Below are 19,748 nucleotides of genomic sequence, written 5' to 3'. Positions count from 1 at the left end.
TGACCGATCTCCTCAGGCGGTGCCGAAGTTGTTGTCGAGCAGGTCGAACAGTTCGTCGGCGGTGGCCGAGCCGAGTTCACCGGCCCCGGCCGGTGCCGAGCGCTCGTCCCAGCGGCGCAGCAGGGTGTGCAGTCGGGCGCTGACCTCGTCCACGACCGGCAGTCGGGCCAGCGCGCGCTCCAGGCGGTCGATCTCGGCCAGCATCGGGGCGACGGGATCGGGCTCGGCGAGCAGTTCGCCGTGCAGGTGGTCAGCGAGGACGGTCGGCGTGGGGTGGTCGAACACCACCGTCGGGGAGATGGCCAGTCCGGTGGCCGCGCACAGCCGGTTGCGGAACTGGACGGCGAGCAACGAGTCGAAGCCCAGGTCGGCGAAGGAGGAGTCGGGCCGCACGGCTTCCGGCGTCTCATGGCCGAGGGCGGCTGCGACCTGCTCGGTGACCAGGTCGAGCAGGGCCAGGCGCCGGTCGGCCTCCGGCAGTGCGGACAGCCGCTCAGCGAGGTCGTCGCCGGGCTCCTCCCGCGCGGCCTCGGGGAGTTCCTCGATCAGGCTGAGCTGACGCGGGGTGGAGACAGCCGAGACGATCAGGCTCCAGTCGATGTCGGCGACGATCAGCGCCGGCTCGTCGCGTTCGACGGCCCGGCGGACCGCCGCCATCACCGTGTCGACCGGCAGCGGCGTCTCGGCTGGGGCCTGCGGCTCCCAGCCGCCGACGGCGATGGAGACGGCGCGGACGCCCAGGTCCCGCAGCCGGCGGGCGTGGGCGGCCAGGCTCGCGTACCCGGCGGTGCCGGCGCCCTGCCGTGCCGCGCCCCAGACGCCGCTGAGCGGATGGAGCAGAACGAAGGTGTCCACGGCGCCCTCCGGCACCGTCGGCTCGTCGGTCACCGGCAGCACGGCCTCGGCGACCGGTCCGGCCTGCGGCTCGGCGGGCGCGATCTGGAGCACGGTGCGCTCGTCGGGCTCGGGCCGCGCGGCCGGGTCGGCGCTGACCCGGACGCGCTCGGCGCCGTGCCGCTCCAACCAGTCCGCGATCCCGGCCGTCAGGGGCCCGTCCGCGCCCCGGACGAGGACGCGGCCCGGTGCCCAGCGTTCGGCGGGCGGCGCGACCTGCGGGGCGTGGACCAGGCGCCGGGCGTAGCTGCCGTCGGCGCGTACCAGGACCTGGTTCTCGGTGCCGGCCAGGGCGGTGCGCAGGCGGCGCACCACCGTGGCGTCGAGGTCGCCGGGCAGGTCGACCAGGCCGCCCCAGCGCTGCGGCTGCTCCAGGCCGATGACCTGGCCGAGCCCCCACAGCGCTGCCTGCTCGGGATCCCGTTCGGCCCCGGTGGTGAGGCACCACAGGGGTGCCTGGACGCCGGCGGTGTCCAGGGCGCGCACCAGGGCCGGGGTTTCGGCGGCCGGCAGCAGGGAGAGCACGCCGGCGACGGGGCCGGTGACGCCCTTGAGCGTCACATCGGTGGTGACACAGCGGGGCAGGGCGGCCACGAGGGGGTGTCCGCCGGCTGGCACCACGACCGCCCAGTCGTCCAGTGCCACGGGCGTGCCCTGGTCCGGCAGGGCACGCCATGCGACGCGGTAGAGCGGAACGGGCGCCGGCCGCTGGGCGCCGGCCGCCGACCTGCCGGGCGAGGGCAGCCAGTAGTGCGCACGCTGGAAGGGGTAGGTCGGCAACTCGACGTGGGCCCCCGGGCCGGTCAGGGCGGCTCTGTCGACGTCGGCGCCGGCCGTCCATGCCTCGGCGAGGGCCGCGCGCATCCGGTCCCGGCCGCCCTGTCCGCGCTGGAGGGTGCCGACGGTGGTGACGGGGAGAGCGGCGTCGGCGGCCGTGCCCTCGATGCCGGCGATCAGCACCGGGTGCGGCCCGACCTCGACGAAGAGGGTGTGTCCCGTGCGGAGCAGGCGTTCGGTGGCCGCGTGGAAGGCGACGGGCTCGCGCAGGTTCCGGTACCAGTACTCGGCGTCCATCGTGGTGCCGTCGGCGAACTCGGCGGTGACCGTGGAGAGCAGGGGCAGGTCACCGGGGGCGGGCCGCACGCCGGCCAGCCCGGCGAGGAGTTCGTCCCGCACGTCCGCCACCTGGGCGGAGTGCGAGGCGTAGTCGACGGGGACGCGCCTGGCCCGCAGGCCACGGGCCTCGCAGTCGGCGACCAGGGCGTCGAGCGCCTGCGGGTCGCCGGAGACGACGGTCGCGGCGGGGCCGTTGAGCGCGGCGATCCCGACGCGGCCGGCGTGGCCGGCCAGCAGCGCCAGGACGGTGGGCTCGTCCGCCGCCACGGACAGCATGCCGCCCTTGCCCGCCAGGGAGCGGAGGACGGCCCGGCTGCGCAGCGCGACGGTCCGCGCGCCGTCGTCCAGGCTGAGCACGCCGGCCACCACGGCCGCCGCGATCTCGCCCTGCGAGTGGCCGACGACGGCGTCCGGGTGGACGCCGTGGGAGCGCCACAGCTCGGCGAGCGCGACCATGACGGCGAAGAGGGCGGGCTGGAGCACATCGACCCGGCCCAGGGCCGCCTCGTCCGCGAGGACCTCGCGCAGGGACCAGTCCACATGGGGTGCCAGGGCCTCGGCGCAGGCGTCCAGGCGGGCGGCGAACGAAGGCTCGGCGGTGGCGAGTTCGAGCGCCATGCCGGTCCACTGCGTGCCCTGTCCGGGGAAGACGAAGACCGTGCGCCCCGAGCGGGCCTCGCCCGTCACGGCGTGCGGCGCGGTCTCGGGCGCGGCGAGCGCGGCCAGCAGGGCGTCCCGGTCGGCGCCCAGCACCGCCAGGCGCCGTTCGAAGCGGGGCCTGCCGGCCAGGGTGTGGGCCACGTCGGCGATGCCGGCGTCGGTGTCGCGCAGCAGTCGGTGCAGGCCGGCGGCCTGCTCCCGCAGGGCTCCCGAGGTGCGGGCGGACAGCAGCAGGGGCGCGGCGCGGTCCGGTTGGCCGGCTGCCGGCGCCGGGTCGGGATCCGGCTGTTCCAGGACGACATGGGCGTTGGTGCCGCTCATGCCGAACGCCGACACACCGGCCCGGCGCGGTCCCGTCCAGGGGCGGGCCTCGGTGAGCAGCCGGATGTTCCCCGTGCTCCAGTCGACCCTGGTGCTCGGCCGCTCGGCGTGCAGGGTTCCCGGGAGGGTGCCGTGCCGCATCGCCAGCACCGTCTTGATGACCGCGGCGACTCCGGCTGCGGCCTGGGTGTGGCCGATGTTCGACTTCAACGAGCCCAGCCACAGGGGCTGTTCGCGGTCCTGGCCGTAGGTGGCCAACAGCGCCTGTGCCTCGATCGGGTCGCCGAGGGTGGTGCCGGTGCCATGTGCCTCGACCAGCTGGACATCCGCCGGTTCGAGCCTGGCGTTGGCCAACGCCTGGCGGATGACCCGCTGCTGGGCGAGGCCGTTGGGCGCGGTCAGTCCGTTGGACGAGCCGTCCTGGTTGACGGCCGAGCCCCGCACCAGGGCCAGCACCGGGTGCCCGTTGCGCCGGGCGTCCGACAGCCGCTCGACGACGAGCATGCCGACGCCCTCGGACCAGCCGGTGCCGTCGGCGTCCTCGGCGAACGAACGGCACCGGCCGTCGGGGGACAGCCCGCGCTGCCGGCTGAACTCGACGAAGACATCGGGGGACGCCATCACCGCGGCGCCGCCGACCAGCGCGTAGGCGCACTCGCCCGAGCGCAGGGACTGGCCGGCCAGGTGGAGCGCCACCAGGGACGACGAGCAGGCCGTCTCCACGGTGATCGCCGGGCCCTCGATGCCGAACGTGTAGGCGATGCGTCCGGAGGCCACGCTGGTGACGGTGCCGCTGAGCAGATGCCCCTCGACCCCGTCGGCCGGCCCGTTGCCGTAGCCCTGGGCGGCGACGCCGACGAAGACACCGCCCTGGGCGCCGCGTTGGGCGGTCGGGTCCATGCCCGCGCGCTCCAGTGCCTCCCAGGAGGTTTCCAGGAGCAGCCGCTGCTGCGGGTCCATCGCGAGCGCCTCGCGGGGGGCGATGCCGAAGAACTCCGCGTCGAACCGGCCGGCGTCGTGGAGGAAGCCGCCGCCACGGGCGTAGAAGGTGCCCTCGTGGTCGGGGTCGGGGTGGTAGAGGCGCTCCAGGTCCCAGCCGCGCTCCGGGGGGAGCGCGCCGATGGCGTCCCCGCCGTCGGCGACCAGCCGCCACAGGTCGTCGGGCGAGGTCACGCCGCCGGGGAACCGGCAGGCCATGGAGACGATCGCCAGCGGTTCGTCGGCGTCCGCGTGCGGGGCGCCGGCGGCCCGGCGTGGTGCGCGGTCCTCCGTTGCCGCGCCGGTGCCGCCGAGCCCGGTGTGCAGGCGGCGGGCCAGGTCGGCGACGGTGGGGTGGTCGAACACCTCGGTGACGGGCAGCCGCACCCCGGTGGCCTCGACCAGCCGGTCGCGCAGTTCCACGGCCGTCAGGGAGTCGAAGCCGAGGTCCCGGAAGACCCGGTCGGGGGCGACGCCATCGGCCGAGTCGTGGCCGAGGACGGCCGCGACATGGTCGCGGACCAGATCGCGCACCGCCTCCTCGCGGCGGGCCGCCGGCAGCCCGGCGAGACGCGCGGCAAACCCCGGCGCCGACGCCGGCTCCTGGTCCTGGGGGCGGCCGGCCAGGACCGCCCGCACCTCGGGCAGGTCCTCGACGAGCGGGCGCGAACGCGCCACCGTGAAGGCGGGGGCGAAGTCCGCCCAGCGGACGTCAGCGACGACGGCCGTGGCGTCGGGCCCGGCCGCCAGGGCGGGCAGGACGGCGACGGCGGCGGCGGGCGCCAGCGCGGCCAGCCCACGGCGGCGCAGCCGGTCCAGCGTCTCGGCGTCGGCCATGCCGCCGCCGGCCCAGGGGCCCCAGGCGATGGAGACGGCGGGCAGTCCGCTGGCCCTGCGCCGGGCGGCCAGCGCGTCCAGATGGGCGTTGGCCGCGGCGTAGGCGCCCTGTCCCCCGCTGCCCCAGACGCCGGCGACGGAGGAGAAGAGCACAAAGGCGTCCAGTGGGGCGTCGGCGAGCAGTTCGTCCAGGTGGCCGGCGCCCAGCACCTTGGCAGCGGCGACCTCGTCGAGCGCGGCCACGCCGTCCTCGGCGACGGCGCCGAAGCCGAGCGCGCCGGCGGCGTGCACGACGGCGGTGGGCGGGTGTGCCGCCAGCAGCGCGGCGACCGCCTCGCGGTCCGTCAGATCGCAGGGTTCGAAGGTGACGCGCGCGCCGAGGGCGGCCAGCTGGTCGCGGAGCGCGTCGGCGCCTGGCGCGGCCGGGCCGCGCCGGCTGGTGAGCACCAGATGCTCGGCGCCCTCCCTGGCCAGGGCGAGCGCGACATGGCCGCCGAGCGCGCCGGTGCCGCCGGTGATCAGGACCGTGCCGCGCGGCTGCCAGAGCGGACCGTCCTTCGCCGCGGGGGCGTGTTCCAGGCGGCGTGCGCTGACGCCGTGGGCGCGGATGGCGAGTTGGTCCTCGCCGCCGCCGGTGACGGCGGCGCCAAGACGGGTGAGGGCGGGTCCGTCCACGTCGGCCGGCAGGTCGACAAGTCCGCCCCACAGCTCGGGCTGTTCCAGGCCGAGGACCTGGCCGAGGCCCCAGGTGCGCGCCTGTTCGGGCCGCGCCGTTTCCCGGTCCACGGCGACCGCGCCCCGCGTCACCAGCCACAGCGGGGCGCCGAGCGCCGCGTCGGTCAGCGCCTGGGCGGCGATCAGGTTGCCGGCGAGGCCGGTGGGCACCGCCGGGTGGCCGGGGTGTGGCCGCTCGTCGAGCGCGAGCAGCGACAGCACGCCCGCCACCCCGTCGGGGCCGGCGGTGTCCCGCAGCAGCCGGGCGAGCGCGTCCCGCCCGGTGCCGGCCGCGACGGGGAGGACGGGGGTGCCGAGCCCGTGGAGCCAGGCGCGGCAGGCGTCCAGCGCGGGAGTCCCCTCGTTCCCCTCCTCGGTGGCGGGCACCAGGGCGAGCCAGCCGCCGTCCGGCGCTCCGGTGCCGGCCGGCTCCACGGGTGCCCTCCAGCCGATCCGGTAGCGCCACCGGTCGGCGTCCCGCCCCGCGGCGTCGGACGCGGTCAGGACGCGCGGCCAGAACCGCCGGTGCTGGAAGGGGTAGGTGGGCAGCGGGCGTCGGGTCGCGCCCGTGGCGGCGAACAGCGCCTCCCAGTCGGGGCCGGCGCCCACGGTGTGCAGGCGGGCCAGAGCGGCGAGCAGGGTCCGTTCCTCGGGCCGGCCCTCGCGCAGCAGGGAGACCGCCGGCGGGTTCTCATCGGGCAGGCAGTCCGCCACCATGCCGGAGAGCACGGCGTCGGGCCCGATCTCCACAAAGGTGGTGGCGCCGGCGGCCCACAGCGCGCCCACGGCGTCGGCGAACCGGACGGTCGCCCGGGCCTGCCGCGCCCAGTAGCCGGGCGAGGCCGCCTCCTCGGCGGTGAGTTCGGCGCCCGTCACGGTGGAGACGACGGGGATGCGCGGCGCGGCGTAGGCGAGGCCGGCGGCGATCCGCTCGTAGTCGGCGAGCATGCCGTCCAGATGCGGGGAGTGGAAGGCGTGCGAGGTGCGCAGCGGCTTGGTCCTGCGGCCCCGGCCCCGCCAGAGCCGCCTCAGGGCGGCGACCGCGTCGGCGTCGCCGGAGAGCACCACGGAGCCCGGGGCGTTGACGGCGGCGACGGCGACCCGGCCCCCCAGGTCGGCGAGTTCGCCGGCCACCTCGTCGGGGGACGCCTGGACGGCGAGCATCGCGCCGTCGGCGCGCTGGGCCTGCATCAGCCGGCCGCGCGCGGTGACCAGGACGGCGGCGTCCGCGAGCGTGAGGACGCCGGCGGCGTGCGCGGCGGCCAGTTCGCCGACGGAGTGGCCGACGAGCCACTGCGGACGCACCCCCCACGCGCGCAGCGTTCGGAAGAGGGCGACCTCGACGGCGAACAGCGCGGGCTGGGCGTACTCGGTGCGTGCCAGGGCCTCGGCGTCCTCGTCGACGACCTGGCGCAGCGGCCGGTCCAGATGCCGCTCCAGCTCCGCGACGACCTCGTCGTAGGCGGCGGCGAACACCGGGAGGCGGGCGTGGAGTTCGGCGCCCATGCCCAGGCGCTGGCTGCCCTGGCCGGTGAAGAGGAAGGCCACCGGGCGGGCGGCGGCGTCGCGTGCCGTGCCCTCGAAGACCCCGGAGGAGGGCCGGCCATCGGCGAGCGCGCCGAGCGCGCGCGCCAGGGAGCCGAGGTCGTCGGCGAGCACGACGGCCCGGTCGGGCAGCGCGGCGCGGGTGGTGGCCAGCGAGTACGCCACATCCGTCAGCCCGCCGTCCGTGACGGGGTCGCGCTCCAACTGCGCCAGCAGGCTCGCGGCCTGGGCGCGCAGCGCCGGGCGGCCCTTGGCCGCGAGCGGGAAGAGCCGCGCCCCGCCGGCCCGCGCCCCGGCGTTGTCGGGCTCCGGCTGCTGGGGCTCCTCCAGGAGGGCGTGCGCGTTGGTGCCGCTGATGCCGAACGCGGACACCCCGAACCTGCGCGGCGCTCCGGCCGCCGGCCGCCAGGGCCGCGCCCCGGCCAGCGGCCGGACGACCCCCTCCGTCCAGTCCACGACCTCGGACGGGGCGTCCAGGTGCAGGGACTCGGGGAGGACACCGTGCCGCATCGCCATGATCATCTTGATGACGCCGGCGACGCCCGCCGCTGCCTGGGTGTGGCCGATGTTCGACTTCACCGAGCCGAGCCACAGCGGTCGTTCCGGGTCGCGATCCCGCCCGTAGGCGGCGATCAGCGCCTGGGCCTCGATGGGGTCGCCCAGCCGGGTTCCGGTGCCGTGGCCCTCGACCGCGTCCACCTCGTCGGCCCGCAGCCCCGCGTCGGCCAGGGCCGCCGCGACGACCCGCTGTTGGGAGGGACCGTTCGGCGCGGAAAGACCGTTGCTTGCGCCGTCCTGGTTGACCGCGCTGCCGCGCACCAGCGCGAGCACCTGGTGCCCGTTGCGCCGGGCGTCCGACAGCCGCTCCAGCAGGAGCAGCCCCGCGCCCTCGCCCCAGGCGGTGCCGTCGGCGCCGGCGGCGTACGCCTTGGCGCGCCCGTCGGCGGCCAGGCCCCGCTGTCGGCTGAACGAGACGAAGAGTCCTGGCGTGGCCATCACGGTGACGCCGCCGGCCAGGGCCAGGTCGCACTCGCCGTGCCGCAGCGCCTGGCAGGCCAGGTGCAGGGCCACCAGCGCGGAGGAGCACGCGGTGTCGACCGTGACGGCGGGCCCCTCAAGACCGAGGGCGTAGGAGACCCGGCCCGAGACGACGCTGGCCGTGGTGCCGGTGCTGCCGTACCCCTCGCTGTCGGTGTGCTCGGCGGAAGCGGCGGCGAGCAGCGCCAGGTAGTCCTGCCCGTTGGTGCCGGCGAAGACGGCGGTGCGGCTGCCCCGGAGCGAGGTGGGGTCGAGCCCCGCGCGCTCCAGCAGCTCCCAGGACGTCTCCAGCAGCACCCGCTGCTGCGGGTCCATGGCGAGCGCCTCGCGCGGCGAGATGCCGAAGAAGTCCGCGTCGAAGCCGGCGACGTCGTCCAGGAAGGCGCCCTCCCGCACGTAGGTGGTGCCCGGGTGCGCGGGGTCGGGGTGGTACAGGGCGTCCAGGTCCCAGCCCCGGTCGCCGGGGAAGGCGCCGATGGCGTCGGTGCCGCCGTCGACGAGCCGCCACAGATCCTCCGGGGTGCGGACCCCGCCGGGGAAACGGCAGCTCATCGCGACGACGGCGATCGGGTCGTCGGCGGCGGGGTCGGCCGGCGCGGGGTCCCGTTCGGGTGCGACGCCCGTCGGGCCGGCGAGTTCGGTACGCAGGTGGCGCACCAGCGCCGCCGGGGTCGGGTGGTCGTAGACGGCCGTTGCCGGCAGTCGCAGTCCGGTCGCGGCGCCCAGCCGGTTGCGGACCTCCACGCCGGTCAGCGAGTCAAGGCCGAGCTCCTTGAAGGTGCGGTCCACCCGAACCGTCTCGGCGCCCGCGTGGCCGAGTACGGCGGCGACATGGCCGCGCACCAGGTCGAGCAGGATCCGGCCGCGCTCCTCGTCGCCGGCGGCGGCGAGCCGCCCGGCGAGCGTGGGCCCGGCCGCTCCGGGGTCCCCGGTGCCGGTCGCGGCCTCGCGCAGCCGCCGCACCTCGGGCATCGCGTGGAGCAGCGGCCGGACGCGGGAGGCGGTGAACACCCGGTAGAAGGGGTCCCAGTCGATGTCGGCGAGCGTCAGGCAGGTCTCTCCCTCGGCGACGGCCCGCTCCATCGCGGTCAGCACGTCCTGCGGGTCCATGGCCAGCAGGCCGTGGCGGGTCAGCAGCTCGCTGACGCCCTCGCGGCCCGCCAGGCCCGCGCCCGCCCAGCGGCCGAAGGCCAGGGACGTGGCGACGAGTCCCTCGGCGCGGCGCGCCTCGGCGAGGGCGTCGAGGAACGCGTTGCCCGGGGCGTAGTTGCCCTGTCCCGGCAGGCCGAGGGTGGCGGCCACGGAGGAGAACAGCACGAACGCGTCGAGGTCGAGCTCCCGCGTCAGCTCGTGCAGGTGGAGCGCCCCGGCCAGCTTGGGGCGCAGCACCCGTTCGATCTTCTCCGGGCGCACCACCGCCACCAGGTCGTCGTCCAGGACGGCGGCGGTGTGCACGACCGCGGTGAGCGGGTGTTCCGGCGGGACCGTCGCGAGCAGCGCCGCCAGGGCGTCCCGGTCGGCCACGTCGCAGGCGGCGACCGTGACGCGGGAGCCGAGCTCCGCCAGCTCGGCGCGGAGCGCGTCGGCGCCGGGCGCCCGCGGTCCGTCCCGGCCGACGAGGAGCAGATGGGGGGCGCCCCGGCTGGCGAGCCGGCGGGCGACGTGTGCGCCCAGGGCGCCGGTGCCGCCGGTGATGAGCGTCGTGCCACGGGGCTCCAGGGCGCGGGCTCCGGGCCGGGGGCCTCCGGCCGCGCGGATCAGGCGGCGCACCGACACGCCCGCGCCGCGCACGGCCGCCTGGTCCTCGGTGTCGCGGGCGTCGTGGGCGTCGTCGCCCTGGTGCGCCGCGCCGTCCACGGGCAGGCCGGCCAGGACGGCCGCCAGTCCGTTCCCGCTGGCCGCGTCCAGGGTCGGCGGGAGGTCGACCAGGCCACCCCAGCGGTCGGCGTGTTCCAGGCCGACGACCCGGCCCAGGCCCCACACCGGGGCCTGGGCGGGGGCGGTGAGCCGGTCGTCGGCGTCGACCGCGACGGCGCCCCGGGTGGCCAGCCACAGCGGGGCGGGCAGGTCGCTGTCGCCGAGTGCCTGGACGAGCGCCACGGTGGACACCAGCCCGCCGGGCGCCGCCTGGTGTCCCGGGCAGGGCCGCTCGTCCAGGGCGAGCAGGGACAGCACACCGGTGACGGGGCCTTCCGAGGCCACGGCGCGCAGCCGGGTGGCGAGGGCCGCCCGGTCGTCGGTGGCCGCCACGGCCAGGGTGCGGACGTCCGCGCCGTGGGCGGCGGGCACGGCCGCGACGTCGGCGGTGAACGGGTCGTCGGCGAGGTGCGCCGGCACCGCCACCAGCCAGCGCCCGCGCAGGGCGTCCGGGGTCGGGGGGCGGTCGGCGTCGGGGCGCGGGGTCCAGGTGACGCGGTAGCGCCAGCTGTCGGGTCCCGGGCGGATGGGCGCGGCGGCGCGCGAGGTGTCGAGCCAGTACCGCCTGCGTTCGAACGGGTAGGTCGGCAGCTCGGTGCGGCGGGCGCCGCTGCCCTCGTAGAGCGCCGCCCAGTCCACCGGCGCGCCGTGCACATACGCCTCGGCCAGGGAGGTGCGGAACCGCTCGGGGCCTCCGTCGCCGCGCCGCAGCGTGCCCAGCACGGCCGCCTGGCGGTCGCCGGCGCGGTCGAGCGCCTCGTCGAGGCAGTCGGTGACGCCCTGCACCAGCACCGGGTGCGGGCTGACCTCGATGAGGAGCGCCGCGCCGTGGGCGAGGACGTCGGCGACGGCCGGGCCGAAGCGGACCGTTCCGCGCAGGTTGCGGTACCAGTAGCCGGCGTCGAGTTCCGGCCCTTCGAGCAGCTCGCCGGTGACCGTGGAGAGGAACGGCACCGAGGCCCGGCCGGGCTCGATCCCCGCGAGGGCCTCGATCACCTCCTCGCGGATCTCCTCGACCTGCGCCGAGTGGGAGGCGTAGTCGACCGGGACCCGGCGGGCGCGGTGGCCCTCCGTGGCGCACCGGGCGAGGAACGCGTCCAGCGCCTCGGGGTCGCCGGAGACGACGACGGCTCCTGGCCCGTTGACCGCGGCGACGGCCAGCCGGTCGCCCCAGTCGGCCAGGTGAAGTCGGACCTCCTCCGCTCCCAGGGCGACCGAGGCCATGCCGCCGCGACCAGCGAGCGCGCGCAGCGCCCTGCTGCGCAGCGCGACCACCCGCGCGCCGTCCTCCAGGGTCAGCGCGCCGGCCACCACGGCCGCGGCGATCTCGCCCTGTGAGTGGCCGACGACCAGGTCGGGCCGCACGCCGTGGGAGTCCCAGAGGGCGGCCAGGGAGACCATGACGGCGAACAGCGCGGGCTGCACGATGTCGACCTGCCGCAGCCCCGGTGCTCCTGGCTCGGCCAGGATCTGGGCGAGCGGCCGGTCGAGGTAGGGCGCGAGGGCGTCGTCGCAGGCCCGCAGCCGCTCGGCGAAGGCGGGCGCCGACCGCGCGAGTTCGAGGGCCATGCCGGCCCACTGCGAGCCCTGGCCGGGGAAGACGAAGACCGTTCTGGCGCCGGGCAGCGCGGTGCCCAGGACCACGCCGGGCAGCGGCGGTCCGCCGCCCGGCGTCGCCTCGGCGAGCGGGCGCAGCCCGGCGGGCCCCGCGAGCAGCACCGCGCGCTCCTCGAACGCGGTCCGCTCGGTCGCCAGCGAGTAGCCGACGTCCAGGGGGCGCACGTGTGGGGCGGCGGCCAGGTGTCGGGCCAGCCCGGCGGCCTGCCGGTGCAGGGCGCCGGCGTCCCGCGCGGTCAGGATCCAGGGCGGGGAGGCCGGTGGGGCGTCGGCGACCCTTTCCGCCGGGGCGGGTGTGGCGCGCGGGGCCTCTTCGAGGTCGCGCGGGGCCTCTTCGAGGATCACGTGGGCGTTGGTGCCGCTCACGCCGAAGGACGAGACACCGGCCCGGCGCGGACGGCCCCCGGCCGGCCACTCGGCCTGCTCGGTGAGCAGCCGCACCGACCCGGCCGACCAGTCCACGCGGGACGAGGGGGTGCGGACATGCAGCGTCGCCGGCAGCATCCCGTGCCGCATGGCCTGCACCGTCTTGATGACGCCGGCGATGCCGGCCGCCGCCTGGGTGTGGCCGATGTTCGACTTCAACGAGCCAAGCCACAGGGGCTGTTGGCGGTCCTGGCCGTAGGTGGCCAGCAGGGCGTCGGCCTCGATCGGGTCGCCGAGGACCGTTCCGGTGCCATGTGCCTCGACGGCGTCCACGTCGGCGGCGGTCAGCCGCGCGCCGGCCAGGGCGGAGCGGATGACGCTCTCCTGGGAGGGGCCGTGCGGCGCGGTCAGCCCGTTGGACGCCCCGTCCTGGTTGACGGCCGAGCCGCGCACCAGCGCGAGCACCTGGTGCCCGTTGCGCCGGGCGTCCGACAGCCGCTCCAGCAGCAGGACGGCGACGCCCTCGCTCCAGCCGGTGCCGGCGGCGTCGTCGCTGAAGGCCCGGCAACGGCCGTCGTCGGCCAGGCCGTTCTGTCGGCTGAACTCCATCAGCATGCCGGGGCCCGCCATCACGGTGGCGCCCGCGGCCAGGGCCAGGGAGCACTCGCCGGCGGCCAGCGCGCGTGCCGCCAGGTGCAGGGCGACCAGCGACGACGAGCAGGCCGTGTCGATGGTCACGGCGGGTCCGTGCAGTCCGAAGGTGTAGGAGACGCGGCCCGAGGCGACGCTGCCGGCGCCGCCGACCAGGCCGTAGCCCTCCGCCTCGGCCGGTATCTCGTGCAGCCGGGGCAGGTAGTCCTGGTTCATGGCGCCGACGAACACGCCGGTGGCGCTGCCCCGCAGGGCGGCCGGCACGATGCCGGCCCGCTCGAACGCCTCCCAGCTGGTCTCCAGCAGCAGGCGCTGCTGCGGGTCCATGGCGAGCGCCTCGCGCGGTGAGATGCCGAAGAACTCGGCGTCGAAGTCGCCCACGCCGTCGAGGAATCCGCCGTGCCCGGTGTGGGAGGCACCGCCGTCCCCCGCGCCGCCGAGCAGGGCCGCCAGGTCCCAGCCACGGTCGGTGGGCAGCGGTCCGACGGCGTCGGTCCCGGAGGCCACCAACCGCCAGAGGTCCTCCGGGGAGCGCACCCCGCCGGGCAGCCGGCAGCTCATCGCGACGATCGCGACGGGCTCGTCCGCCGGTGCCGTGGGCGGCCCGGCGGCGGGTGCGGCCGGGTCGGCGCCGTGCAGGGCGCGGTGCAGGAAGGAGGCGACCCGCTCGACGGTGGGGTGGTGGTAGACCAGTGCGGCCGGCAGCCGCAGGCCCGTCGCCGCGGCCAGCCGGGCGCGCAGCTCCAGCGACGAGGTGGAGTCGAGTCCCAGGCTCCTGAAGGCCAGCCGGATGTCGACCTCGCCCGCGCCCGCGTGCCCGAGGACGGCGGCGGCGTGCGCCCTGACCAGGTCGGTCAGGGCGGGCAGCGTGGTGTCGACGACCGCCTCGGCGGCCTGGGCCGGCTCGGCGACCCGGTCGAACCAGTGGGGCTGCCGCTGGAACGCGTAGGTGGGCAGGGCGAGTTGAGCGGCGCCGGTGAACAGGGGCGAGAGGTCGACGCCGACGCCCCGCACGAGCAGTTCGGCCGCCGAGCGCGTCAGCCGGTCCCACCCCCCGTCGTCCCGGTGCAGGGTGCCGCCGACGATCACGTCGCCGGCGGTCTCCGCCACGGCGGAGGTCAGCGTCGGATGGGCACTGACCTCGACGAACACGCCGTGCCCGGACTCCGCCAACCGCCGTACGGCGGACTCGAACTCGACGGTGCCGCGCAGGTTGCGGTACCAGTAGTCGGCATCGAGCCCCGTGCCGTCCACCCAGTCCACGTCCACGGTGGAGAACAGCGGGACGCCGGCGGCGCGGGGCGTCACATCGCGCAGGACGTCCCGCAGCCGCTCCTCGATCTCGGCCACCTGTGCGGAGTGGGAGGCGTACTCCACGGGCAGCCGGCGGGCGCGGACATCCCGCGCCTCGGCCCTGGCCTCCAGCTCCGCCAGCGCCTCCGGGGCGCCGGCGACGACGACCGACCCCGGGCTGTTGACGGTGGCGATCGACAGCTCGAGACCGACGAACGCGCGGGCCTGGCCGGCCGGCAGCGCCAGCGAGGTCATGCCGCCGCGGCCGGCCAGGGCACGCAGCGCCCTGGCGCGCAGCGCCACCACGCGCGCGCCGTCCTCCAGGGACAGGGCGCCCGCCACCACGGCGGCGGCGACCTCGCCCTGGGAGTGGCCGAGCACCGCGTCGGGGACGACACCGAGCGACCGCCACAGCGCGGCGAGGGACACCATGACCGCCCACAGCGCCGGCTGCACGACCTCGGTGCGCTCCAGCGCGTCCCCGTCGCCCAGCACATCGGCGAGGCGCCAGTCGGTGAACGGCGCCAGGGCCAGGTCGCACTCGGCCATCCGGGCGGCGAACTCCGCCGACTCGTCCAGGAGTTGACGGGCCATGCCCACCCACTGCGCGCCCTGCCCGGGGAAGACGAACACCGTCTTGCCGACGGCGCCGCCGGCGCGGCCGACGACGACGTCCTCGCGGGGCCCGCCCGTGGCCAGCGCCCGCAGCCCGGCGGTGCCCAGGACCACCGCACGGTGGTCGAAGAGCGTACGGGAGGCCAGCAGCGAGGCGCCGAGGTCGACGGGGTCGGTGTCCGGGCGGTCCTCGATCCAGTCGGCGAGCCGTGCGGCCTGCGCGCGGAGCGCGCCCTGGCCGCGCGCCGACACCACCAGGGGCACCGCACCGACCGTCGGGGGCCGCCTGGCGCCCGGCGCCGCCGGCGCCTCGGCGGGCCGGTGGGCGGACACCACCACATGGCAGTTGGCCCCGCCCAGGCCGAAGGAGCTGACCCCGGCGACGCGGTGCTCCCCCGGCCAGGGGCCGCGCTCGGTGAGCACCCGGAGGTTCAGCTCGTCGAGGGGGATCGAGGGCGGCGGCGCCTGGAAGTTGAGGCTGGCCGGCAGCTCCCCCCGGCCGACCGCCAGCACGGCCTTCAGCAGGCCGACGATTCCGGCGGCGCTCTCCAGATGACCGACGTTGGTCTTGGCCGAGCCGACGAGCAGCGGCGAGCCGGCCGGCCGCGCGGCGCCGACGGAGGCGCCCAGCGCCGCCGCCTCGACGGGGTCGCCGACCGTGGTGCCCGTGCCGTGCAGTTCGACGTAGTCGACGTCGGTGGGCGCCACCCCGGCGGCCCGCTGGGCGAGCACCACCACCTCGCGCTGCGCCTCGGCGTCGGGCACGGTGAGGGCGCTGCCGTCGCCGTCGTGGTTGACCGCGCTGCCCAGCAGCACCGCGTGCACGGTGTCGCCCTCGGCGACGGCCAGGTCCAGCGGCTTGAGCAGCACCAGGCCGCCGCCCTCGCCACGCACATAGCCGTCGGCACGGGCGTCGAAGGTGTGGCATCTCCCCCGTGGGGAGAGCGCGCCGACACCGGCGGCGACCAGCGCGGTGTCCAACGCCAGGTTGAGGTTGACCCCGCCGGCCAGCGCGGCGGTCGACTCCCCCGAGCGCAGGGACTGGCAGGCGAGGTGCACGGCGACCAGGGACGAGGACTGCCCGGTGTCGACGAGTTGGCTCGGGCCGCGCAGGCCGAGGGTGTGCGAGAGCCGGTTGGCGATGAGGGCGCGCTGCGTGCCCGGCAGCGTGTGGTGGGTGATCTCGGCGGCCGACCGGCGGCGCAGCGTTCCGTAGTCGTCCCAGCCGGCGCCGACGAAGACGCCCGTGCGGGTGGCGGCGAGGGTGGCCGGCGGCAGCCTCGCGTGCTCGACCGCCTCCCAGCCCAGCTCCAGGACGAGCCGCTGCTGGGGGTCCATCGCGGCGGCCTCGCGGGGCGAGACGCCGAAGAAGGCCGCGTCGAAGTCCTCGGGGTGCTCGATGAAGGCGCCCCAGCGCGCGTGGGCGGCGTGCGGTGTGCCGGTGGCGTCGAGTTGGGCGGTGGTCCACCGGTCGGCTGGCGCCTCGGTGATGGCGTGCCGACCGTCGAGCAGCAGTCGCCAAAAGGCTTCCGGGTCGGGCGCCTTGGGCAGTCGGCACGAGTAGCCGATGACCGCGATGGCAGCCTGCGGCGGGCCTGTCCTGGTCAACGCTTCCTCCTCGACGTGCTGCGAACGCCCCTGGGCCTTCCAGGGATTCGGCGCGTGGAACTCATGGCGATGCCCGCTCGCTGAACGTCGTCGACCGGTGGGACGACGGCGTTGCTTCGCGAACAGTGCGGGTGGGGGTGGTGGTCCGACGGGACGAGAGGCCGGACGGTCAACGGGGGACGAGCGGAACCGTGGCCTGCGGAGCGACCATACTGCGGAGCTACCGAACGCTCTGTATGGCGAGCGTCACAATTCGCAACTGTCCGCGATCATGCTCCGCGGCGCCGACGGGCAGCGTGACAGGCATCGCACTCGACTGATCATCCTTAGTCACCATTAGCGATTGTCTGATCATCTTCAGTTGTCGACCAGGCGTAGCGGCGTGTACACCTCATCCGCGCGTGACCGTTATCACACTGCTCGCCACCTGCGGCGGGAACTTCTCGGGAACGCGTCCGGAGCAGCTCCTACACTGGCTCGCGGTGCGGCCGGGGAACGACGCCCACCCGTCACAGCGGGTCGCGGACCGGCCCGGCCACCCCCTGCGACACCGCGCCTTGACCAGTCAGAACGACCGAGCGTCCGGACGGATCGACGCACCCTGATGGGAAGAGACGATGGCTCAACAGATCGCTGTCTCCGACTCCTTACACACCTACGTGCGTGAGGTCTCGCTGCGGGAGGATCCGGTCCTCGCCCGCCTGCGGGAGTTCACCGCCCAGCTCCCCGCCGGCGCCGCGATGCAGGTGTCGCCCGAGGAAGGGCAGTTGCTCGCCCTCCTGGTGCGCCTGACGGGCGCCGTGAACGTCCTGGAGATCGGCACCTTCACCGGCTACAGCACGCTGTGCATGGCGCGCGCCCTTCCCCCGGGTGGCCGCCTGACGACCTGTGACATCACCGACCGGTGGGCCTCCATCGCGGTCCGGCACTGGCGGGAGGCGGCCGTCGAGGAACGCGTCGAGACACGGATCGGCGACGCCGCGGAGACCCTGGACGCGCTGTACCAGGAGCACGGTGCGGGCCACTTCGACCTGGTCTTCGTCGACGCGGACAAGAGCGGCTATCCGCGCTACTACGAGAGGTCACTCGACCTGCTGCGGCCCGGCGGCCTCGTGGTGGTGGACAACACCCTGTTCTTCGGGCGGGTGGTTGATCCGGAGGACCACGCGGCGGACACCGTCGCGATCCGCGCGTTCAACACCTTCCTGCACGGGGACGAGCGGGTCGACGTCTCCCTGCTGCCGATGGCCGACGGCATCACCCTCGCCCGCAAGCGAACCGGCTGAGCGGCCGTCCGCCGCCACGACCATCTGTCCACACCCTCCACTGCCGAGGTAGCAGCATGCCCAGAGAGCGGGAACCACGGATGACAGAGCCGATCGCGGTCCTCGGCGCCGGTGTGATGGGCGTGGGGATCAGCACGCTGCTCGCCGGCCACGGCCTGCCGGTGCGGCTGGTGGACCACGACCCGGAGAAGCTGACGCTGGCGCCCGAACGAATCCGGCGGGAACTCCGCATGGCCCAACTGGTGGGGGCCCTGCCGCCCGGACGCGAGCAGGGCCGGGTGACCGGGCACAGCGACGTGTCGGCGGCCGGCGGCGCACGGCTGGTGATCGAGGCCGTCACCGAGGACGCCGACCTGAAGAGCGCGGTACTGGCCGAGGTGTCGGCGGGTACGGCGCCCGGCACCCCGCTGGTCTCCAACACGTCCTCGATCCCCATCGACGAGCTGGCCGACTCCCTGCCGCGCCCCGGCGACCTGATCGGCACCCACTTCATGAACCCGCCGGCACTGATCGGCACCACCGAGGTCATCCGGGGCGCGCGCACCGCCGAGGCGACCCTGGCGGCGGTGCGCGGCCTGCTCCAGGAGGTCGGTCGCAGGCCCGTGGTGGTCAGCGACGCGCCCGGCTTCGTCACCAGCCGGCTGCTGCACCCGATGATCAACGACGCGGCGCGGCTGGTCCAGCGGGGCACGGCCTCCGTCGAGGACGTCGACGCCCTGATGCAGGGCTGTCTGGGCCACCGCACCGGACCGCTGCGCACGGCGGACCTCATCGGCATCGACAACCTGGTCGACTCCCTCTGGGTGCTGCTGAAGCGCACCGGCGACGAGGGCTGCCGCCCCTGCGGTCTCCTGCTGCGGAAAGTCGCCGAGGGCCACCACGGCCGGAAGACCGGCCGTGGTTTCTACGAGTACGAGGAGAGCACCCGATGACCGTCCCCACCGACCGGCCCACGGACGTCCAGGCGGCCATCCTGGCCTTCGTCGAGGCGAAGACCAGGACGAGCTGGGACCCGGAAACCGACCTCTTCGCCACCGGAGGGCTCTCCTCGCTGTTCGCCATGGAACTGGTGGTCCATCTGGAGAAGACCTTCGGTATCGCCATCGGCGGCGCCGACATGCGCCTGGACAACTTCCGCACCGTCGCCTCGATGGTCCGACTCGTGCGGCGGCTGGACGGGAGCGCCGGTGCCTGACCAGCTCGCCGCCGAGGTCACCGCGCTGGTCGGTGACCAGGCGGACCACTGGGACCGCCTCGGACTGCTCCCGCACGAACTGCTGCGGAAGATGTCGGCGCGCGGCCTGCTCTGCGCCCAGGTGGCCACGGAGCACGGGGGGCTCGGCCTGAGCAGCGCGCGGAGCGGCGAGTTCACCGCGCACGTCGGCGGCCTGGACAGCTCGCTGCGGAGCGTGATGACCTCGCAGGGCATGGCCGCCTGGGCCATCCAGCGACTCGGCGACGCCGAACAACGGGCCGGGCTGCTGCGCGGGTTGGTCCAGGGCCGGCTCGCCGCCGTCGGCTTCAGCGAGGCGGCGGCCGGCAGCGATGTCGCCGCCATGGACACCACCGTCAGGACCGAGGGCGACGAGGTGGTGGTGAACGGCACCAAGGTGTGGATCACCGCGGCCCACTACGCCGACGAGCTCGTGGTCTTCGGACGCTACGGGGAGGGCGGCGCTGCCGTGGTGATCCCCAGGGACGCCCCGGGGGTCGCCGTCGAGCGGGTTCCCGACCCGCTGGGCTGCCGGGCCGCCGGACACTCCACCGTCTCGCTTGACGAGGTCAGGACACCGGCGCACCGGCTGCTTGGCGGCGCGGGGATGCCGCTCCCGATGCTGGTCACCCTCGTCCTGGCGTACGGCCGGATGTCCGTGGCCTGGGGCTGCGTCGGCATTCTCCGGGGCTGTCTGACCGCGGCCGGCGCGCATGCCCGCTCCCGCCGCCAGTTCGGCAGGCCCATCGGCGAACACCAGCTGGTCGGCCGGCATCTCGCGGAGCTGCTGGTCTCCGAGCAGATCGCCACCCGGGCCTGTGAGCACGCGAGCGCCCTCTGGGACGCGAACGCCCCGGACGCGGTCACCGCCACGGTCCTGGCCAAGCATGTCGGCGCCACCCAGGCCGCACGGGGTGCCGCCTCGGCACTCCAGGTCCTGGCGTCGGCCGGCGCGGACAACAGCGGCCTGGTCGCCCGCGCCTACCGGGACGCCAAGTTGATGGAAATCATCGAGGGCAGCAACGAGCTGTGCCAGGTCATGCTGGCCGAGCACGTGCTGTCGGACTCGTAGAGGAGAC

Annotated in this window: 5 protein-coding genes; 4 read left to right on the top strand and 1 reads right to left on the bottom strand. The window is 75.9% G+C overall.

Features of this window, described 5'->3' with window-relative positions; genetic code table 11:
* Positions 1-12: 12 nt before the first annotated feature.
* Complete coding sequence (locus tag K4G22_RS30535) at positions 13-16,170, bottom strand: type I polyketide synthase (protein WP_228083711.1); 16,158 nt, start codon at positions 16,168-16,170, stop codon at positions 13-15.
* 617 nt (positions 16,171-16,787) lie between these two features.
* Here K4G22_RS30535 and K4G22_RS30530 point away from each other — a divergent pair.
* From K4G22_RS30530 to K4G22_RS30515, 4 genes are all read left to right on the top strand, one after another.
* Positions 16,788-17,456 carry an O-methyltransferase gene (locus tag K4G22_RS30530; RefSeq protein WP_228083710.1) on the top strand — a complete coding sequence of 223 codons (669 nt, stop codon included), beginning with the start codon at positions 16,788-16,790 and terminating at the stop codon, positions 17,454-17,456.
* An 80-nt stretch (positions 17,457-17,536) separates the two neighbouring features.
* Entirely contained in the window at positions 17,537-18,388 is an 852-nt protein-coding gene (locus K4G22_RS30525) for a 3-hydroxyacyl-CoA dehydrogenase family protein (RefSeq protein WP_228083709.1), read from the top strand.
* On the top strand, positions 18,385-18,651 hold the full coding sequence (locus tag K4G22_RS30520; RefSeq protein ID WP_228083708.1) for an acyl carrier protein: 267 nt from the start codon (positions 18,385-18,387) through the stop codon (positions 18,649-18,651). The genes K4G22_RS30525 and K4G22_RS30520 overlap by 4 nt, the downstream gene beginning before the upstream one ends.
* Positions 18,644-19,741, top strand: coding sequence for an acyl-CoA dehydrogenase family protein (locus tag K4G22_RS30515; protein ID WP_228083707.1), 1,098 nt, complete (start codon positions 18,644-18,646; stop codon positions 19,739-19,741). The genes K4G22_RS30520 and K4G22_RS30515 overlap by 8 nt, the downstream gene beginning before the upstream one ends.
* Positions 19,742-19,748 lie beyond the last annotated feature (7 nt).

It is taken from the genome of Streptomyces profundus, assembly GCF_020740535.1.
Taxonomy (GTDB): domain Bacteria; phylum Actinomycetota; class Actinomycetes; order Streptomycetales; family Streptomycetaceae; genus Streptomyces; species Streptomyces profundus.
Note: the sequence above shows the minus strand (reverse complement) of the source record. Positions and strands in the feature narration are given on the sequence as shown.

Excerpts from the sequence above, each read along its gene's own strand:
- K4G22_RS30530 (WP_228083710.1), top strand. The coding sequence starts at position 16,788 with ATGGCTCAACAGATCGCTGTCTCCGACTCCTTACACACCTACGTGCGT.
- K4G22_RS30525 (WP_228083709.1), top strand. The coding sequence starts at position 17,537 with ATGACAGAGCCGATCGCGGTCCTCGGCGCCGGTGTGATGGGCGTGGGG.
- K4G22_RS30520 (WP_228083708.1), top strand. The coding sequence starts at position 18,385 with ATGACCGTCCCCACCGACCGGCCCACGGACGTCCAGGCGGCCATCCTG.